This window comes from Sphingobium sp. CR2-8 (assembly GCF_035818615.1).
Taxonomy (GTDB): domain Bacteria; phylum Pseudomonadota; class Alphaproteobacteria; order Sphingomonadales; family Sphingomonadaceae; genus Sphingobium.
The window spans coordinates 3,200,909-3,215,790 of sequence record NZ_JAYKZY010000002.1; the positions used below are offsets into that span (position 1 = coordinate 3,200,909).

A 14,882-nucleotide genomic window follows, 5' to 3' on the forward strand; every position below is an offset into this window, starting at 1 on the left:
TGGGCTTACGCCCCGACGGCTACGATTTCGCGGCCGTTATAATGCCCGCAGGCGTCGCACAGATTGTGGGGACGCTTCAGTTCACCGCAGTTGGAGCATTCATTGAATGCTTCGACGCGCAGCGAATCGTGGCTGCGGCGCATGCCGCGCTTGGAGGGAGAAGTTTTGCGCTTGGGGACAGCCATGTCGGCACCTTGTTCCGTAAATATTCAAGTTGTACGACCGGCCAGTTCCCATGGAAAAGCTGACGCCAACGGCGCCGCAGACCCATGCGGCCCGGGTGATCGCGAAGCCCTGCGCCTATAGCGGTTTTTGTTCGGGGCGCAAGGCTTTCCTTCTCCCTGGGCTTGCCTTTGGCCTTGCCCCTTCGCGCCGCGGGCCTAGGGTGCAAGCTATCAGGGAAAGAGGATATTCCATGCTGCTGCCCATCACGCTGACCTTTGCCGCGGCTTGCGCGCTGCTCAACATGGGACTGGCAATTCGCTGTTCGCGCATCCGCATCACCGACAAGGTGATCCATGGCGATGCGGGTAACAGCCTGCTGGCGAAGCGGATGCGGGCGCATGCGAACTTCATCGAATATACGCCGATCGTCCTGATTCTCTTCGCACTGGTGGAAATGGCGGTCGGCGCGTCGCTGTGGCTGTGGATCAGCGCGCTGGTCTATGTGGTGGCGCGCGTCGCGCATGCGGTCGGCATGGATGCGGACAAGCCGACACCATGGCGCGCGGGCGGCGCGCTGCTGACGTGGGGCGTGATGCTGGTGATGGCAGGCACGGCGCTGACGATCGCCTATGGCGCGACGCGGGCGATGCCGGTGCCGCCAGCGATGGCGTTGCGGCAATAGGCGAGCTTAGCCCGCCAGCACCGAATCGGCGACGAAGGGATTGGTGCGCCGTTCGTGCGCGAAATTGCTCATCTGGCCATGGCCGGGCACGAAAGCCGTGTCGCCACCCAGCGGCCACAGCTTGCCGGTGATGGCGTCGATCAGATCCTGATGATTGCCGCGCGGAAAGTCGGTGCGGCCGATCGCACCCTGAAACAGCACGTCGCCAACGATGGCGAGCTTGCTGGGGGCGTGATGGAAAACCACATGGCCGGGCGTGTGGCCCGGGCAATGGATGACGTCGAGGGTCAGATTGCCGACCGTCACCTGATCGCCATCGCTTAGCCAGCGATCCGGCTCGAAGCTTTCGCCCGGCAGGCCCCAACGCTCGCCATCCTGCGGCAGCCGGTCGATCCAGAAGCGGTCGTCCTCATGCGGCCCCTCGATCGGGACATTAAGGTCGCGGGCCAGCACGCCCGCCTGCCCGCAATGGTCGATATGGCCGTGGGTGACGAGGATCTTTTCGATCGTCACGCCATGCTGGGCCACCGCCTTCTTAAGGACAGGCAGGTCGCCGCCCGGATCGACGAAGGCGCCGCGCATCGTTTCCGTACACCAGAAGAGGGTGCAATTCTGCTGCAACGGCGTGACGGGGATCAGGGTGGCTTTGAGCGGCGGCGTGGTCATGCGCCTGATGTGGCGAAGCGGACGGGCGGACGCAAGGCTGTCTCTATGAGCGATACAGACCAAATGCTGTTCGCCGACGAAGGTCCAGGCCAGTTCGCCTCTCTGGACTGGACCCCGGCCTTCGCCGGGGAACGGCTGATTATCTTCCCATCAATCCACTCGTCAGGCGTCATCCGTCACCGCGAACGGCTCCGCCAGGCTGATGCTGTCCAGAACCTTGGCGGTCTCGTCGCGCACGCGCAGCATGACGCGATGCAGGCGACATTCCGATTCGGGCAGGCAGTTGGTGCAGCTTTCATGGGCGAAGCGGCTGGCGCAGGGCGTCAGCGCCAGCGATCCGCGCGTCAGACGGACGATGTCGCCATAGCTGATATCGACCGGCGCCAAGGCCAGCCAATAGCCCCCGTCCCTGCCCCGCTGGGTGGCCACCAGCCCTTCGCGCGACAATTCGGACAGGATGACCGTCAGGAATTTCGAAGGAATATTCTGCCGCGTGGCGATTTCGTTCAAGGGCACCGGACCCTGGCGGTAACGATCGGCAAGATGCTGAAGCGCGCGGATGGCGTAACGGGTCTTCTGGGATAACATCGGGTTGTTATTCGCTCGCGTGCAGACTTTGGCAAGTCAAGCGACGCGAGAGAGAAAGAAGTTTTCGGGCTGGAATCCGCAGAATCAAGATTACTATGTTCGCGCGCAGGCGGGAACACGGTCGGCTAGCGCGCAGGCTCCAGCGCGGCCTTCGCTTGTCCGGGGAAGTCGCTAAAGATTCCATCCACCCCGGTCGCGGCGATGGCGCGGACCCAGGAGGCGAAGTCGCCGTGCCCCTGCGGATCGTCGGCGCGCTGATACTGGGCGGGGAGGAAGATATTTTCCATCCGCAGCGTCCAGACATGAACCTGCAGGCCCGCGTCATGGGCGCGGCCGACCAGCGCGGTCGCGCCTTCGGGCGCGATGACCAGCGCGGCGGACGGACCGATGCCATCGGCATAGGTGGCGATCTCGGTCAGGCCCTGCACCGTCAGCATGTCGGCATAGCTGGTGCCGGGGAAGTCGGCCGGGCCGCCTTCCGCATCCACCAGCTGGATGAGGCGCAGGCGGGTCGCGGCGCGCAAAGCCTTCCAATTGCCGACTTCGAACGATTGGATGAAGACCGGGTCGGCTTCGGTCTGATAGCCGTAGCGGCTGAGCAGATCGAGCAACGGCGCTTGGTGCGGCAGGCCGAGGCCCGCGAAATAGCTGGGATGCTTGGTTTCGGGATAGAGGCCGATGCGGTGGCCGGTTTCGGCCTCCTTCGCGCGGACCAGCTTCAATATCTCCTCGAAGGTGGGGATGAGGTAGAGATCGTTGAAGCGCTTATTGGCCGGGCGCACATCAGGCAGCCGTTCGCGCGCGCGCAAGGTGCGCAACTCGGCGAGGGTGAAATCTTCGGTGAACCAGCCGGTCATGGCGACGCCGTCGATCGTCTTGCTTGTCTTGCGATCGGCAAATTCGGGATGATCGGCGACGTCGGTGGTGCCGCCAATCTCATTTTCATGCCGGGCGACGAGAACGCCGTCCTTGGTCAGCACCAGGTCGGGTTCGATATAGTCCGCGCCCTGATCGATCGCGCGTTCGTAACTGGCGAGTGTATGTTCGGGGCGTTCGCCGCTGGCGCCGCGATGAGCGATGAGGATCGGCTCCGCGGCGGTCGCGGTGGAAAGGGGGATGAGGCTCATCAGCAGCAATAGCCCAAAGCGCAGCAGCCCCCGTCCGATCACGCCGTCACGCCTTGCAGCGCATTTTCATAGGTCGTCGCCTTGAAGCCGACGATCGTCTGCTTGCCGGTGTCGAGGATCGGGCGCTTGATCATCGACGGATTGGTGATCATCAGCAGGATCGCCTTGTCCGCGTCGATATGCGCCTTGTCCCCGGCATCGAGCGCCTTGAACGTCGTGCCGGAGCGGTTGAGGATGGTTTCCCAGCCATGCTCCATCACCCATTCCTCCAGCTTCGCCTTGTCGACGCCCGCGACCTTATAGTCGTGGAAGCTGTAGGTGACGCGTTCATTGTCCAGCCAGTTGCGGGCTTTCTTGATCGTGTCGCAATTTTTGATGCCGTACATGGTAATCATGATGCTGTGTTCCTGTTACCCTTTGAAGGCAGTGACTTCGATTTCGATCTTCATGTCCGGCTTGACGAGGCCCGCGACGACGCAGCTGGCCGCCGGGCGGATGTCGCCGAAGACGGGACCGGTGATATCGCCCATCACATCCCAATAGGCCACGTCGGTGATATAATAGGTGACCCGCACCACGTCGGCGAAGGAAAAGCCCGCGTCATCCAGTGCCTTGCCGATGACCTTGAGCGCATTGCGGCCCTGCTCCACCACCGATTCCGGCATGATCTTCGTTTCGGGATCGGTGCCGGTGGTGCCGGCGACGAAGCACCAGTCGCCCTGGACGACGGCGCGCGAATAGCCGACCTGCGCCTCGAAGGGCGAGCCGGAAGAAATGAGCTGGCGGGGCATGAGGATTCCTGCTGCAGTGCGAAAGGATCAGGCGGGCCTTTGCGCCCTTGGTCGCGGGCTGTCCAGTATTTTCCAGCCTGGCGCACCGGAACGGCGCGCGGGCCGGGCCGTTAGGAAGGGGTGAGGCATCAAGCCCCAGGAGAGACGCGATGGACCGCCCTACCCCCGATCGGGAACTGGAAGAGAATAGCGAACAGGCCGAAGCCGGCACCCAGGCGCAGGATGTCGCGGACGACGCGGCCGCCCGATCGACCGACCTTAGCGAAGATAGCGAGCGCGGAGGAAAGCCCAACCCGGCGCAGATCATCCCGGACGATACCGAGGATTTGGTGGAAAAGATGGAAGCGATGAACCGATCGGGCCGGATCGATATGGACGCCTATGCCGGCGAACCGTCCATGGACGATGAGGACGATAATTATGGCAAGACCGATGACGAGGATGAAGATTAAGCTGCTTCACCCTATTGGCATGGGCTGATGGAAGGCCGTCGCGCGGCATGGCGCGGCGGCCTTTTGCCTGTTTCGCCTCCGTTCCGGATGATCCCCTTCGCATGGCCGGGGCCGCGGGACGGGTTGCGCCGGATCGGTGAGAAGGCGGATCGGCTTTAACGTCGCGTTCGCCTTTCCGCCGCTAAGCCCGTGCGATGGCAAAATATGGGACAGGGCGGCAGCGGTCGCATGAGGACAAGGCGCAACAGGCATGGGGCGCGGAGGCGCGGCGCGCGGGCACCGGTGGGCTTCACCCTGCCGCGCGGCGTGGCAGGATCAGCGGAGCAGCACTGGTCTACATGCTGTGCCTGGGCTTGTTGCTCGGCTGGTATGGCCCGGTTTGGATGGCGCGGTTCGACGCGCCGACCATCAGCATGCCGATGCCCGGCATCGCCGCCGATGTGCTGTCCGCCGATTTCGGCTATTGCCATAGCGGCGGCGGGACCGATTGCGTGGTCGATGGCGACACATTCTGGTTCCGGGGCGAAAAGATACGGATCGCCGATATCGACACGCCCGAAACCCATGGCCCGCGCTGCGTGGCGGAGGGCGAACTGGGCGCGCGGGCGACGCGGCGGTTGCAGGCGCTGATGAACCGTGGGCCCTTTACGCTGGAGACGGGCGATCGGGATAGCGATCGTTATGGCCGGGCCTTGCGGGTGGTGACGCGCGGCGGCCAGTCGATCGGCGAGCAGCTTGTCGCCGAAGGACTGGCCCGACGCTGGGATGGCGCGCGCCACCCCTGGTGCTAGAGCATGATCCGATCATCCAGGATCGGATCATGCTCTAGCTATTCTTTGCTTTCCGCATTTTCGAGGCCAGTCGATGACGCCATCTGCTTCGAAAATGCCACAGGTTAGCGGCAGCTGACCCCGCCGCGGTCGATCTCACGGCCCAGCAGCGCGCCCGCGCCGCCGCCGATCAACGTGCCCAGCAGGTTGGACTGGCCCTGCGCGATCTGATTGCCCAGCAGGCCACCCAGCGCCGCGCCGACGATCAGGCCGGTGGTGCCATCCGAACGGCGGCAATAGTAGCGGTTGTCATTGCCGCGATAGATACGGGTGCGACGATCGACGCGGATCGGGTCGTAACCGGAGCGATAGTAGCGGTTGGGCTGATAGGAGCGGCCGTAGCGCGGATCGGGGCGGTTCCAGTCATAATTGTTGACGGCGCGACCCGAGCGGATGTCGCCGCGCTGGTCCTTCCGCCAGTCGCGGCGATCGTCGCGGCGGTCCTGACGTGCATCGCGGCGATCTTCCCGGCGGTCCTGGCGGTCTTCCCGGCGGTCCTGACGATCGTCGCGGCGGTCTTCGCGCCATTCGCGGTTGTTTTGACCGGGCTGGGCAAAAGCTGGCGTCGCGGCCAGGCCAGTGAGCGCCATCGCGCCAAGCGATAGGGCGGCGATGGTCTGTTTGAACGAGAATAGCACGGGCAGGGTTCCTTCCCTCTTATGAGCGTGGCGATAGAACCCGTGGTTCCGCAAGATGTTGCATGAACGGAACAAAACCATGTGTTCAGGCGAGGGACAGAGTGAAGAGGGCGCGCCTCCTTTCTTTCGCGTAGGCAATTGCTCCCTTAACTTCGCATATTTCTCGCTGATTTCGGCTTTTAATATCCTATCCTTGGAATATTGTTACGCGATGGCGTGATAAACGGTAGCACGTCAAAAGCCCATGGCGACGATAGACGCGCGCGCCGTTGTAGGACAGGCAGCCCGCATGCGCCGCCATAAGCGCGTTCAGAACGCATTGGCGATGGCCTGGCGCTGATCGTTGGTGAGGCCGTCGGCGGCGGTCGCATTGTCGCCTTGCGCGCGTGGGCTGTCGTCGCCCGGACCAACGAACTGAATCGCGGTCATGATCACCAGAATGGCCCAGAGCAAGGCGAACCAGCGGCTGGTGAAGAGCGATCGGAGGCGGACGCCGAAAAACATGAGCGCAGGATAGCCGCGTGGGGTTAAGGAAGGATCACCCTGCCCCGGCGCAACGGCTTTCGGGCGCTGCGAAGGTGATCGGACTGGTCAGGACGACCTGGTCGAGCCGGGCCGCGGCCATGCAGCGGTGGCACCAGGCATGATCGAAGCTTTCCTCGATCACCCAGTCCTGCGCCACTATGTCCCACGCCACCCAAGCGTCGCGCGTAACATGGTCGCTGCCGCAGACATTGCAGATATAGGCATGGCGGAGGGGGACAGGCTCGGTCATGGGCCGAGCATAAGGCAGCTTTCGCCATTTTGGCGGGAGATGGGTCCGTTATGGATGCAATGGAAGGCGGCTCAGGCGGCGGCCTTTTGCAATGCGCCAGCCTCGGTCAGACGTCGGTGCAACGCGGAAGCTGAAAATTCAAGCCCATTGGGCCATGCAAGCGCGCCAGCCTCAATGAAAGCGCGGGCAAAAAAGATTGGATCTGCCAACGGTGCGGTCAGTTCCGTATCGCGCGCGATGATGTCGGCGGCGGACCAAAGCGCCGTGCTACCGTCGCTGAATGTCAAATCAAGCTGCGCAGGACCAGCAGGCTGGATATGAGTGATCTTAATCATCGAGGTCGGCTCCGGGGATCATCTCCATCGGCAGCAACGCTTCACTGCGTTGCTAGTTTGCCATGAGTTCGCCCCGATGGTCCAGCGCCCATTGCCGAACGATCCGCACGGCCTTCTTGGGCAGGTTGCCAGCTATGATTTCGCCTGTCGAAATGGCGACAAAGCTTCGAAACCTTGATAGCTGGCGTGGAAATGCGGGGGCGGATGATCCTCATGATACATCCGTATGACGATACCGAAAAAGAGGGAGATGATCGGCATATATCGTCTCCGTTGCCCTCAGTCCGGTTGGACAGGTGGCTTCCCGCCTGTCCCCCGGACGGAGGCTAGTTGATGTTGAGTTGGGCTCGGATAAGATAGGTCGACCTTCTCAGATCACATTGAGCGTCATGCTCAAGCAAAAATGCCCTATCGGATCGGAGATAAATCTCGTCTCCATCCGCTACTTCCCATACCCAAAATCCGCTCCGATCCTGATATACGCTGGAATACAGCATTCCAGAATCCTTGCAGTAGAACTCCACTGCCAATCATAGTTCTCGTCAAGCGTTGTAGTATCAAAGAGTCTGGTGGCCTAATTGGTCTCTATTCCGCCATCCATGAGGCAACTAAAGAATTGATCGAGGCGTGTCTTTAGTGGAGCAATATTAAAAATATTTAAGTGAAATCTCTACGTCATACCAGCCTCCTACAGTGATTTTTTCAAAAATTCACTCCGCAGCGATCCCCGCCGCCTTGAACATGTCCGGGTCGCTTTCGTCGGTGTTGGCCGCGTCGCTGCCCTTGATCTTCTGGCGGCGGTCGAAGGCGTCCCAGACGTCGTTCCACTGGCCGCGCGTCGCGCCCTTCGAATATTCCGTCGCGCGGGTTTCGAAGAAGTTGGCGTGCTCCACGCCGTTCAGCATCGGGGCGAGCCAGGGGAGCGGATGCTCGTCGATCATGTAGATGGGTTTGAGGCCCAGCTGGCCCAGGCGCCAGTCGGCGATGTAGCGGACATATTTCTTGATGTCCTTGGGCGTCATGCCGGGCACTGGTCCCATTTCGAAGACGAGGTCGACGAAGGCGTCCTCGATCCGAACCGTCTTCTGGCACATGTCCATGATGTCGTCCTTGACCGCCGGGGTCAGGCAGTTGCGTTCCGCGCAGAAGGCGTGGAACAGCTTGATGATCCCCTCGCAATGCAGCGTTTCGTCGCGGATCGACCAGGTGACGATCTGGCCCATGCCCTTCATCTTGTTGAAGCGCGGGAAGTTCATCAGCATCGCGAAGGACGCGAAGAGCTGCAAGCCTTCGGTAAAGCCGCCGAACATGGCCAGCGTGCGGGCGATATCCTCGTCCGTGTCGACGCCGAACTGCTGCAGATAGTCGTGTTTGTCCTTCATCTCCTTATACTGCATGAAGGCGCTATATTCGCTTTCGGGCATGCCGATCGTGTCGAGCAGATGCGAGTAGGCGGCGATGTGGACGGTTTCCATGTTGGAAAACGCGGTCAGCATCATCTTGACCTCGGTCGGCTTGAACACGCGGCCGTACTTCTCGTGGTAGCAATCCTGCACTTCCACGTCGGCCTGGGTGAAGAAGCGGAAGATCTGCGTCAGCAGGTTGCGCTCATGGTCGGACAGCTTCTGTGCCCAGTCGCGGCAATCCTCGCCCAAAGGCACTTCCTCGGGCAGCCAGTGCAGTTGCTGCTGGCGCTTCCAATATTCATAGGCCCAGGGATATTCGAAGGGCTTGTAGACCTTGGAGGCTTGGAGAAGAGGCATGGGACGGAACTCCGGGCGAAATCGTTACGAGTGAAGGGCGGTTGCAACTTGGACGGGGACGGGACGTTGAGACGTCGCTACCCCCCGCACAGGAGAAATATCATGGTCGACCTGACCAGCATCCAAGAACATGCCGAAGTAATCGGCGCCGATGGCGTTCATGTCGGCACCGTCGACCATATGGACGGTGACCGGATCAAGCTGACCAAGAAGGACAGCGGAGAAGGCAGCCATAAGGGGCATCATCATTATATCAGCCAGGGCCTGATCGCGGCGGTCGAGGATGACGGCACCGTGCGGCTTTCCGCCAATGCCGACGTCGCAGTGACGTTTGAAGAGGAAGAGTGAGCGCGCGGGCGCGGCGGCATAGGCCGTCGCGCCCGGCTTCATGCCGTTACTGGCAGGCAAGACACTCATCATAGTCGGTGGTCTCGCCGATTTCGAACTTAGGCGCGTCGATCGTATTGTCGGCCTCCACCCCGCCGGCGAAGCCCGCGCGCTGGACGCTCTTCGAACGCAGATAGTAAAGTGACTTGATGCCCAGTTCCCAGGCGCGGAAGTGGAGCATGAGCAGATCCCATTTTTCCACGTCGGCCGGGATGAACAGGTTCAGCGACTGCGCCTGATCGATATAGGGCGTACGGTCGGCCGCGAGTTCGAGCAGCCAGCGCTGGTCGATTTCGAAGCTGGTCTTGAACGTGTCCTTTTCTTCCTGGCTCAGGAAGTCGAGATGCTGGACCGATCCGCCCTTTTCCAGGATCGAGTTCCACACCGCGCTGCTGTCCTTCGCCTTGGCGACCAGCAGCTTTTCGAGATAGGGATTCTTGATCGAGAAGCTGCCCGACAGCGTCTTGTGCGTGTAGATGTTCGCCGGGATCGGCTCGATACAGGCCGAGGTGCCGCCACAGATGATGCTGATCGACGCGGTCGGCGCAATCGCCATCTTGCAACTGAACCGCTCCATTACGCCCTGATCGGCGGCGTCCGGGCACGGGCCGCGTTCCTGCGCCAGCATCATCGACGCTTCGTTCACCTTGGCATTGATATGCTTGAAGATGCGCAGGTTCCAGGACTTGGCCATCGCGCCTTCGAATGGAATGTTGCGCGCCTGCAGGAAGCTGTGGAAACCCATGACGCCCAGACCCACCGAGCGTTCGCGCATCGCGCTATATTTGGCGCGCGCCATTTCGGGCGGGGCGCGGTCGATATAGTCCTGCAACACATTGTCGAGGAAGCGCATGATGTCCTCCGCGAACATCGGCTCGTCCTTCCACTCGTCCCAGGTTTCCAGGTTCATGGAGGAGAGGCAGCACACGGCGGTCCGGTCGTTGCCCAGATGGTCGCGACCGGTGGGCAGCGTGATTTCCGAGCAGAGGTTGGAGGTCGAAACCTTGAGGCCCAGGTCGCGATGATGTTTGGGCATCATGCGGTTCACCGTGTCGTTGAACACGATATAGGGTTCGCCGGTGGCCAAGCGGACTTCGACCAGCTTCTGGAACAGAGCGCGGGCGTTAACCGTGCCGCGGATCGACTGATCCTTCGGGCTGCGCAGGTGGAAGTCCGCGCCGTCGCGCACCGCTTCCATGAACTCGTCGGTCAGCAGCACGCCATGGTGCAGGTTCAGCGCCTTGCGGTTGAAGTCGCCGGACGTCTTGCGGATCTCCAGGAATTCCTCGATTTCCGGGTGCGAGACGTCGAGATAACAGGCGGCCGATCCGCGACGCAGACTACCCTGGCTGATCGCGAGGGTGAGGCTGTCCATGACGCGAACGAAGGGGATGATCCCGCTGGTCTTGCCGTTGAGGCCGACCGGCTCACCGATGCCGCGCACGCTGCCCCAATAGGTTCCGATGCCGCCACCGCGCGAGGCGAGCCAGACATTCTCGTTCCAGGTGTTGACGATGCCTTCCAGGCTGTCGTCCACCGAGTTCAGATAGCAGCTGATCGGCAGGCCGCGACCGGTGCCGCCGTTCGACAGAACGGGAGTGGCGGGCATGAACCAGAGGCGCGAGATATAGTCGTAGACGCGCTGCGCATGGGCGGCGTCGTCGGCATAGGCCGCCGCAACGCGGGCGAAGAGATCCTGATAGGATTCGCCGGGCAGCAGATAGCGGTCGTTCAGCGTGTCCTTGCCGAATTCGGTCAGCAACGCATCGCGCGACGAATCCGTCACGACGGTGAAACGCCGCTCCAATACGGTCGAAGAGGTCATGGGTGCAGCCTCCGCCTTGGTTTCAGCAGGCGCGGGCGCTGTATCGGCGGCAGGCCGGGCCTGCTCCACCTTCGCATCATCCAACAGATCGTCCATTACAGTCGCCACGTCGCCAGCACCTTGTCCACTATCTCGAAAATCCATCGCGATTCCCCGAATGTTCCTGTTCCGTTCGATTCGGTCAAGTCGGGTCGCGTCAGCCGCGCATCCTTAGCATGATCGTACCGATCCGGGGACGGAAAAAGGCCCAACCGACGCGATCGCACGGGCGAAACCGCCCTGTCACCGTACAATAGACCCGGCGCGCAATCACAACCTGTTGGGTAACCCCCGTTAACCCGATACCATGGATAGTGCCATAAGCGTGGGGACGCGCAAGTAGGTAAATGACAAACGAGAGACTCCGTCCGTCGCCAATGAGACTCGCTTGGACGCATCGATGGCATGCGACGCACGGACTTCCCTAGCCCCCGCAAAAGGCAAGGGGCTGCACGCAAAGAAAAAATAAATTGAGGCTTGTCACGCAAATGCGTGGGCGCCCGATTCCGGTGGTATAGCAGTGCTTGTGGCTGCCGGGAGAATGACATGATTCTCTATTATCACCCCTTGTCGTCCTACTGCTGGAAGGTGCTGATCGCCTTTTACGAAAATGGCGCGCCGTTTACCGCGCGGACGCTGGAGGATGGGGCGACGGCGGACGAATGGCAGGCGCTATGGCCGATCGGGAAATTCCCGCTGCTGCGCGATCCGGCGCGTGATGCGGTCATCGGCGAAGCGAGCATCATCATCGAATATCTTGCGCAGCATGAACCCGGCACTTTCCACCCCTTCCCCGCCGATCCCGACGCGGCGCTGGAGGTGCGGCTGATGGACCGATTGTTCGACCATTATGTCATGACCCCGATGCAGGCGATCGTCGCCGATCGACTGCGCCCCGAAGGCCGGCGCGATCCCGATGGCGTCGCGGCGGCGCGCGCCCTGCTGGGCAAGGCTTATGCGATGATCGAGGCGCGGATGGCCGGGCGGCGCTGGGCGGCGGGGAAAGCTTCACCCTGGCGGACTGTGCGGCGGCCCCCGCCCTCTTCTACGCGGACCAGGTCGCGCCGATGCGTGCGGACTTTCCTTCATTGGCGGCCTATCTCACGCGGTTGGAGGCGCGGCCGAGCTTTGCCCGCGTGCTGGAGGAGAAACAGCCCTGGTGGCATCTTTTCCCCTTCGCGCAACGGTGACACCGCCCTTCCCGGCTGGACTTGGGGTCGATTCCCGACTAGCCGCTGCCCCTGCCAAGACCCGTCGTGCAGAGGCGGGCCGCACGATATAGGGACCAGGGTAGATGACGCTCATCAAGACCGCAGACCTCATCGAGAGCGTCGCCGACGCGCTCCAGTTCATCAGCTATTATCATCCGATGGATTATATCCGCGCGCTGGGCAAAGCCTATGAGGCCGAAGCCAATCCGGCGGCCAAGGACGCCATCGCCCAGATCCTGACCAACAGCCGCATGTGCGCGGAGGGGCATCGCCCGATCTGCCAGGACACCGGTATCGTCAATGTCTTCATCAAATGGGGCATGGACTGTCGATTGGATGATAATAGCCGGTCGATGCAGGACATCGTCGATGACGGCGTGCGCAAGGCCTATCTGAACCCCGAAAATCGCCTGCGCGCCTCGATCCTGCGCGACCCGGCCTTTGCGCGGCAGAATACCAAGGACAATACGCCCTGCGTGCTGAACGTGGAAATGGTGCCGGGCAACAAGGTCGTCATCGACGTGGCGGCCAAGGGCGGCGGGTCGGAAAACAAGACCAAGTTCAAGATGATGAACCCCAGCGATTCGATCGTCGACTGGGTGCTGGAGATGATCCCGCAGATGGGCGCTGGCTGGTGCCCGCCGGGCATGCTGGGCATCGGCATCGGCGGCACCGCGGAAAAGGCGGTGGCGCTGGCCAAGGAAAGCCTGATGGAGCCCATCGACATGGGCGAGCTGAAGCTGCGCGGGCCACAGAACAAGATCGAGGAGATGCGGATCGAGATTTTCGACAAGGTCAATGCGCTGGGCATCGGCGCACAGGGCCTGGGTGGCCTGTCCACCATCCTGGACGTCAAGATCTACGACTATCCCTGCCATGCGGCGGGCAAGCCGGTCGCGATGATCCCCAATTGCGCCGCGACGCGCCACGCGCATTTCACGCTGGACGGGTCCGGCCCCGCTTTCCTGGAAGCGCCCAAGATTTCCGAATGGCCGCAGGTCGACTGGAAGCCGAGCAAGGAAGCGATCAGCGTCGACCTCAACACGCTGACGCCTGAAATCGTGCAAAGCTGGAAGCATGGCGACCGGCTGCTGCTGAACGGCAAGATGCTGACCGGGCGCGACGCCGCGCACAAGCGGATCAAGGATATGCTTAGCCGGGGCGAGCAACTGCCGGTCGATTTCAAGGGCCGCGTCATCTATTATGTCGGCCCGGTCGATCCGGTCGGCGACGAAGTGGTCGGCCCGGCCGGTCCCACCACCGCGACCCGCATGGACAGCTTCATGGACATGATGCTGGAGCAGGGGCTGCTGGGCTGCGTCGGCAAGGCCGAGCGCGGCGTGGCGGCCACCGAAGCTATCGCCAAGCATAAGAGCGCCTATCTGATGGCGGTCGGCGGCGCGGCCTATCTGGTCGCGCGCGCAATCAAGGGCGCGAAGGTCGTGGGCTTCGAAGATCTGGGCATGGAAGCGATATACGAATTCGATGTGCAGGATATGCCGGTGACGGTGGCGGTCGACAGCGAAGGGCAGAATGTCCATCGCCTGGCCCCGCTGGTGTGGCAGGAGAAGATCAAGCGGGAGAAGCTGCTCGAAGGCGCATGACATCTCCATCCTCCCCATCTTCGGATGGGGAGGACTGGGAAAGGGGATGACGGGCCGCGTTCCCCCTGTATAGGGCGGGCATGATCACATCCCCGATCTGGTTGCCCGCGACGCTGATCGCTGGGGCCACGCAGGCGTGGCGCACGGCGGTGCAACGGCGCGTCAGCCATAGCCTGTCGATCAATGCCGCAGGGCTGGTCCGCTATCTCTACGGCATCCCCTTCGCCCTGTTGCTGCTGGGCGGTTACGCGCTGATCTTCCCCGTACCGCTGCCGACGATCGCCCCGCCCTTCCTACTCTTTTGCCTGGGTGGCGGGCTGGCGCAGATCATCGCGACCAACCTGTTGATCATGGCGTTCCAGCATCGCAACTTCGTGGTCGGCACCGCTTATTCCAAGACCGAAGCGGTGCAGGGGGCCATCCTCTCCTTCCTGCTGCTGGGCGAACGGCTCAGCCCGCTCGCCTGGGCGGGGATCGGTTGCGGGGTGATGGGCGTGATGCTGTTGTCGACCGGCGGCAAGCGGATGGGACCGGGCGACATGCTGCGCGCGCTGGGCCAGCCCGCCGCACTGACGGGAATCGCGTCGGGATTTTTCTTTGCGCTGACCGCGATCGGCATCCGCCGCGCGACGCAGGCGGTGGGCGGGGACGACCGCATCCTGGCCGCGCTGCTGGTGCTGGTCGTCACGGTATCGATCCAGACGCTGATGCAGGGCGCGTGGCTGATCGCGCGCGAGCCGGGCGAGATGCGGCGGGTGCTGGCGAGTTGGCGGGTGTCGGGGCAGGTGGGGCTGCTGTCCGCCCTGGGCAGCGCCTGCTGGTTCACCGGTTTCGCCACCGCGCCGGTCGCGCTGGTGCGGATCGTGGGGCAGGTCGAGGTCGCCTTCACCATGGCGTTTGGCCATTTCTACCTGAAAGAACGGATGCGGGCGAGCGAGGTGGTCGGGCTGCTGCTGGTGATGAGCGGCGTGGCGCTGGCGCTGATGGGTGCGCTTTGACCGCAG

General features: G+C 62.4%; 18 protein-coding genes and 2 pseudogenes. 7 read left to right on the forward strand and 13 right to left on the reverse strand.

Annotated elements, in window-relative coordinates; all coding sequences use genetic code 11:
• Positions 1-5: 5 nt before the first annotated feature.
• Positions 6-185 carry a 50S ribosomal protein L32 gene (gene rpmF, locus U5A82_RS19665; RefSeq protein ID WP_056690759.1) on the reverse strand — a complete coding sequence of 60 codons (180 nt, stop codon included), beginning with the start codon at positions 183-185 and terminating at the stop codon, positions 6-8.
• Positions 186-415: 230 nt separating this feature from the next.
• On the opposite strand from rpmF, the gene U5A82_RS19670 reads away from it, so the two are divergent.
• Positions 416-847 carry an MAPEG family protein gene (locus tag U5A82_RS19670; RefSeq protein ID WP_326292546.1) on the forward strand — a complete coding sequence of 144 codons (432 nt, stop codon included), beginning with the start codon at positions 416-418 and terminating at the stop codon, positions 845-847.
• Positions 848-853: 6 nt separating this feature from the next.
• On the opposite strand, the gene U5A82_RS19675 is transcribed toward U5A82_RS19670, so the two are convergent.
• The 5 genes from U5A82_RS19675 to U5A82_RS19695 form a co-directional block, all read right to left on the reverse strand.
• Entirely contained in the window at positions 854-1,513 is a 660-nt protein-coding gene (locus U5A82_RS19675) for an MBL fold metallo-hydrolase (RefSeq protein WP_326292547.1), read from the reverse strand.
• Between the two features lie 162 nt (positions 1,514-1,675).
• Complete coding sequence (locus tag U5A82_RS19680) at positions 1,676-2,101, reverse strand: RrF2 family transcriptional regulator (RefSeq protein WP_326292548.1); 426 nt, start codon at positions 2,099-2,101, stop codon at positions 1,676-1,678.
• 125 nt (positions 2,102-2,226) lie between these two features.
• Positions 2,227-3,270: a glycerophosphodiester phosphodiesterase gene (locus U5A82_RS19685; protein ID WP_326292549.1), complete on the reverse strand. Its 1,044-nt coding sequence runs from the start codon at positions 3,268-3,270 to the stop codon at positions 2,227-2,229.
• Complete coding sequence (locus U5A82_RS19690; protein ID WP_326292550.1) at positions 3,267-3,623, reverse strand: ArsC family reductase; 357 nt, start codon at positions 3,621-3,623, stop codon at positions 3,267-3,269. The genes U5A82_RS19685 and U5A82_RS19690 overlap by 4 nt, the downstream gene beginning before the upstream one ends.
• Positions 3,624-3,638: 15 nt before the next feature.
• On the reverse strand, positions 3,639-4,019 hold the full coding sequence (locus tag U5A82_RS19695) for a RidA family protein (RefSeq protein WP_326292551.1): 381 nt from the start codon (positions 4,017-4,019) through the stop codon (positions 3,639-3,641).
• A gap of 149 nt (positions 4,020-4,168) precedes the next feature.
• Between U5A82_RS19695 and U5A82_RS19700 the strand changes: the two genes are divergently transcribed.
• Positions 4,169-4,471 carry a hypothetical protein gene (locus U5A82_RS19700; protein WP_326292552.1) on the forward strand — a complete coding sequence of 101 codons (303 nt, stop codon included), beginning with the start codon at positions 4,169-4,171 and terminating at the stop codon, positions 4,469-4,471.
• 194 nt (positions 4,472-4,665) lie between these two features.
• Positions 4,666-5,262, forward strand: a complete 597-nt coding sequence (locus U5A82_RS19705; RefSeq protein WP_326292553.1) for a thermonuclease family protein — start codon at positions 4,666-4,668, stop codon at positions 5,260-5,262.
• Positions 5,263-5,366: 104 nt separating this feature from the next.
• On the opposite strand, the gene U5A82_RS19710 is transcribed toward U5A82_RS19705, so the two are convergent.
• From U5A82_RS19710 to U5A82_RS19735, 6 genes and pseudogenes are all read right to left on the reverse strand, one after another.
• Complete coding sequence (locus U5A82_RS19710) at positions 5,367-5,891, reverse strand: glycine zipper 2TM domain-containing protein (protein ID WP_442802221.1); 525 nt, start codon at positions 5,889-5,891, stop codon at positions 5,367-5,369.
• Between the two features lie 357 nt (positions 5,892-6,248).
• Positions 6,249-6,443: a hypothetical protein gene (locus tag U5A82_RS19715; protein WP_326292555.1), complete on the reverse strand. Its 195-nt coding sequence runs from the start codon at positions 6,441-6,443 to the stop codon at positions 6,249-6,251.
• 34 nt (positions 6,444-6,477) lie between these two features.
• A complete protein-coding gene (locus U5A82_RS19720; protein WP_326292556.1) occupies positions 6,478-6,714 on the reverse strand; it encodes a hypothetical protein in 237 nt (78 codons plus the stop codon).
• A gap of 71 nt (positions 6,715-6,785) precedes the next feature.
• Positions 6,786-7,049 carry a DUF2442 domain-containing protein gene (locus tag U5A82_RS19725; protein WP_326292557.1) on the reverse strand — a complete coding sequence of 88 codons (264 nt, stop codon included), beginning with the start codon at positions 7,047-7,049 and terminating at the stop codon, positions 6,786-6,788.
• 52 nt (positions 7,050-7,101) lie between these two features.
• Positions 7,102-7,310: pseudogene (locus U5A82_RS19730) on the reverse strand (DUF4160 domain-containing protein).
• A gap of 449 nt (positions 7,311-7,759) precedes the next feature.
• Entirely contained in the window at positions 7,760-8,812 is a 1,053-nt protein-coding gene (locus U5A82_RS19735) for a ribonucleotide-diphosphate reductase subunit beta (RefSeq protein ID WP_326292558.1), read from the reverse strand.
• A 102-nt stretch (positions 8,813-8,914) separates the two neighbouring features.
• Here U5A82_RS19735 and U5A82_RS19740 point away from each other — a divergent pair, with 102 nt between their 5' ends.
• A complete protein-coding gene (locus tag U5A82_RS19740) occupies positions 8,915-9,160 on the forward strand; it encodes a DUF2171 domain-containing protein (protein ID WP_326292559.1) in 246 nt (81 codons plus the stop codon).
• A 46-nt stretch (positions 9,161-9,206) separates the two neighbouring features.
• Here the strand turns inward: U5A82_RS19740 and U5A82_RS19745 are convergent, their stop codons facing one another.
• Complete coding sequence (locus U5A82_RS19745) at positions 9,207-11,120, reverse strand: ribonucleoside-diphosphate reductase subunit alpha (protein ID WP_326292560.1); 1,914 nt, start codon at positions 11,118-11,120, stop codon at positions 9,207-9,209.
• Between the two features lie 489 nt (positions 11,121-11,609).
• Between U5A82_RS19745 and U5A82_RS19750 the strand changes: the two are divergent.
• The 3 genes and pseudogenes from U5A82_RS19750 (at position 11,610) to U5A82_RS19760 (ending at position 14,876) form a co-directional block, all read left to right on the forward strand.
• Positions 11,610-12,253, forward strand: a pseudogene (locus tag U5A82_RS19750) (glutathione S-transferase family protein).
• 104 nt (positions 12,254-12,357) lie between these two features.
• Positions 12,358-13,878, forward strand: coding sequence for a fumarate hydratase (locus tag U5A82_RS19755; RefSeq protein ID WP_326292561.1), 1,521 nt, complete (start codon positions 12,358-12,360; stop codon positions 13,876-13,878).
• Positions 13,879-13,958: 80 nt separating this feature from the next.
• Positions 13,959-14,876 (forward strand): DMT family transporter, encoded by a 918-nt coding sequence (locus U5A82_RS19760; RefSeq protein ID WP_326292562.1) that lies wholly within the window; start codon positions 13,959-13,961, stop codon positions 14,874-14,876.
• Positions 14,877-14,882 lie beyond the last annotated feature (6 nt).

Coding starts and splice junctions, on each gene's coding strand:
- rpmF (WP_056690759.1), bottom strand. CDS start 185: ATGGCTGTCCCCAAGCGCAAAACTTCTCCCTCCAAGCGCGGCATGCGC.
- U5A82_RS19670 (WP_326292546.1), top strand. CDS start 416: ATGCTGCTGCCCATCACGCTGACCTTTGCCGCGGCTTGCGCGCTGCTC.
- U5A82_RS19675 (WP_326292547.1), bottom strand. CDS start 1,513: ATGACCACGCCGCCGCTCAAAGCCACCCTGATCCCCGTCACGCCGTTG.
- U5A82_RS19680 (WP_326292548.1), bottom strand. CDS start 2,101: ATGTTATCCCAGAAGACCCGTTACGCCATCCGCGCGCTTCAGCATCTT.
- U5A82_RS19690 (WP_326292550.1), bottom strand. CDS start 3,623: ATGATTACCATGTACGGCATCAAAAATTGCGACACGATCAAGAAAGCC.
- U5A82_RS19695 (WP_326292551.1), bottom strand. CDS start 4,019: ATGCCCCGCCAGCTCATTTCTTCCGGCTCGCCCTTCGAGGCGCAGGTC.
- U5A82_RS19700 (WP_326292552.1), top strand. CDS start 4,169: ATGGACCGCCCTACCCCCGATCGGGAACTGGAAGAGAATAGCGAACAG.
- U5A82_RS19705 (WP_326292553.1), top strand. CDS start 4,666: ATGGCAAAATATGGGACAGGGCGGCAGCGGTCGCATGAGGACAAGGCG.
- U5A82_RS19710 (WP_442802221.1), bottom strand. CDS start 5,891: ATGGCGCTCACTGGCCTGGCCGCGACGCCAGCTTTTGCCCAGCCCGGT.
- U5A82_RS19715 (WP_326292555.1), bottom strand. CDS start 6,443: ATGTTTTTCGGCGTCCGCCTCCGATCGCTCTTCACCAGCCGCTGGTTC.
- U5A82_RS19720 (WP_326292556.1), bottom strand. CDS start 6,714: ATGACCGAGCCTGTCCCCCTCCGCCATGCCTATATCTGCAATGTCTGC.
- U5A82_RS19725 (WP_326292557.1), bottom strand. CDS start 7,049: ATGATTAAGATCACTCATATCCAGCCTGCTGGTCCTGCGCAGCTTGAT.
- U5A82_RS19735 (WP_326292558.1), bottom strand. CDS start 8,812: ATGCCTCTTCTCCAAGCCTCCAAGGTCTACAAGCCCTTCGAATATCCC.
- U5A82_RS19740 (WP_326292559.1), top strand. CDS start 8,915: ATGGTCGACCTGACCAGCATCCAAGAACATGCCGAAGTAATCGGCGCC.
- U5A82_RS19745 (WP_326292560.1), bottom strand. CDS start 11,120: ATGGACGATCTGTTGGATGATGCGAAGGTGGAGCAGGCCCGGCCTGCC.
- U5A82_RS19755 (WP_326292561.1), top strand. CDS start 12,358: ATGACGCTCATCAAGACCGCAGACCTCATCGAGAGCGTCGCCGACGCG.
- U5A82_RS19760 (WP_326292562.1), top strand. CDS start 13,959: ATGATCACATCCCCGATCTGGTTGCCCGCGACGCTGATCGCTGGGGCC.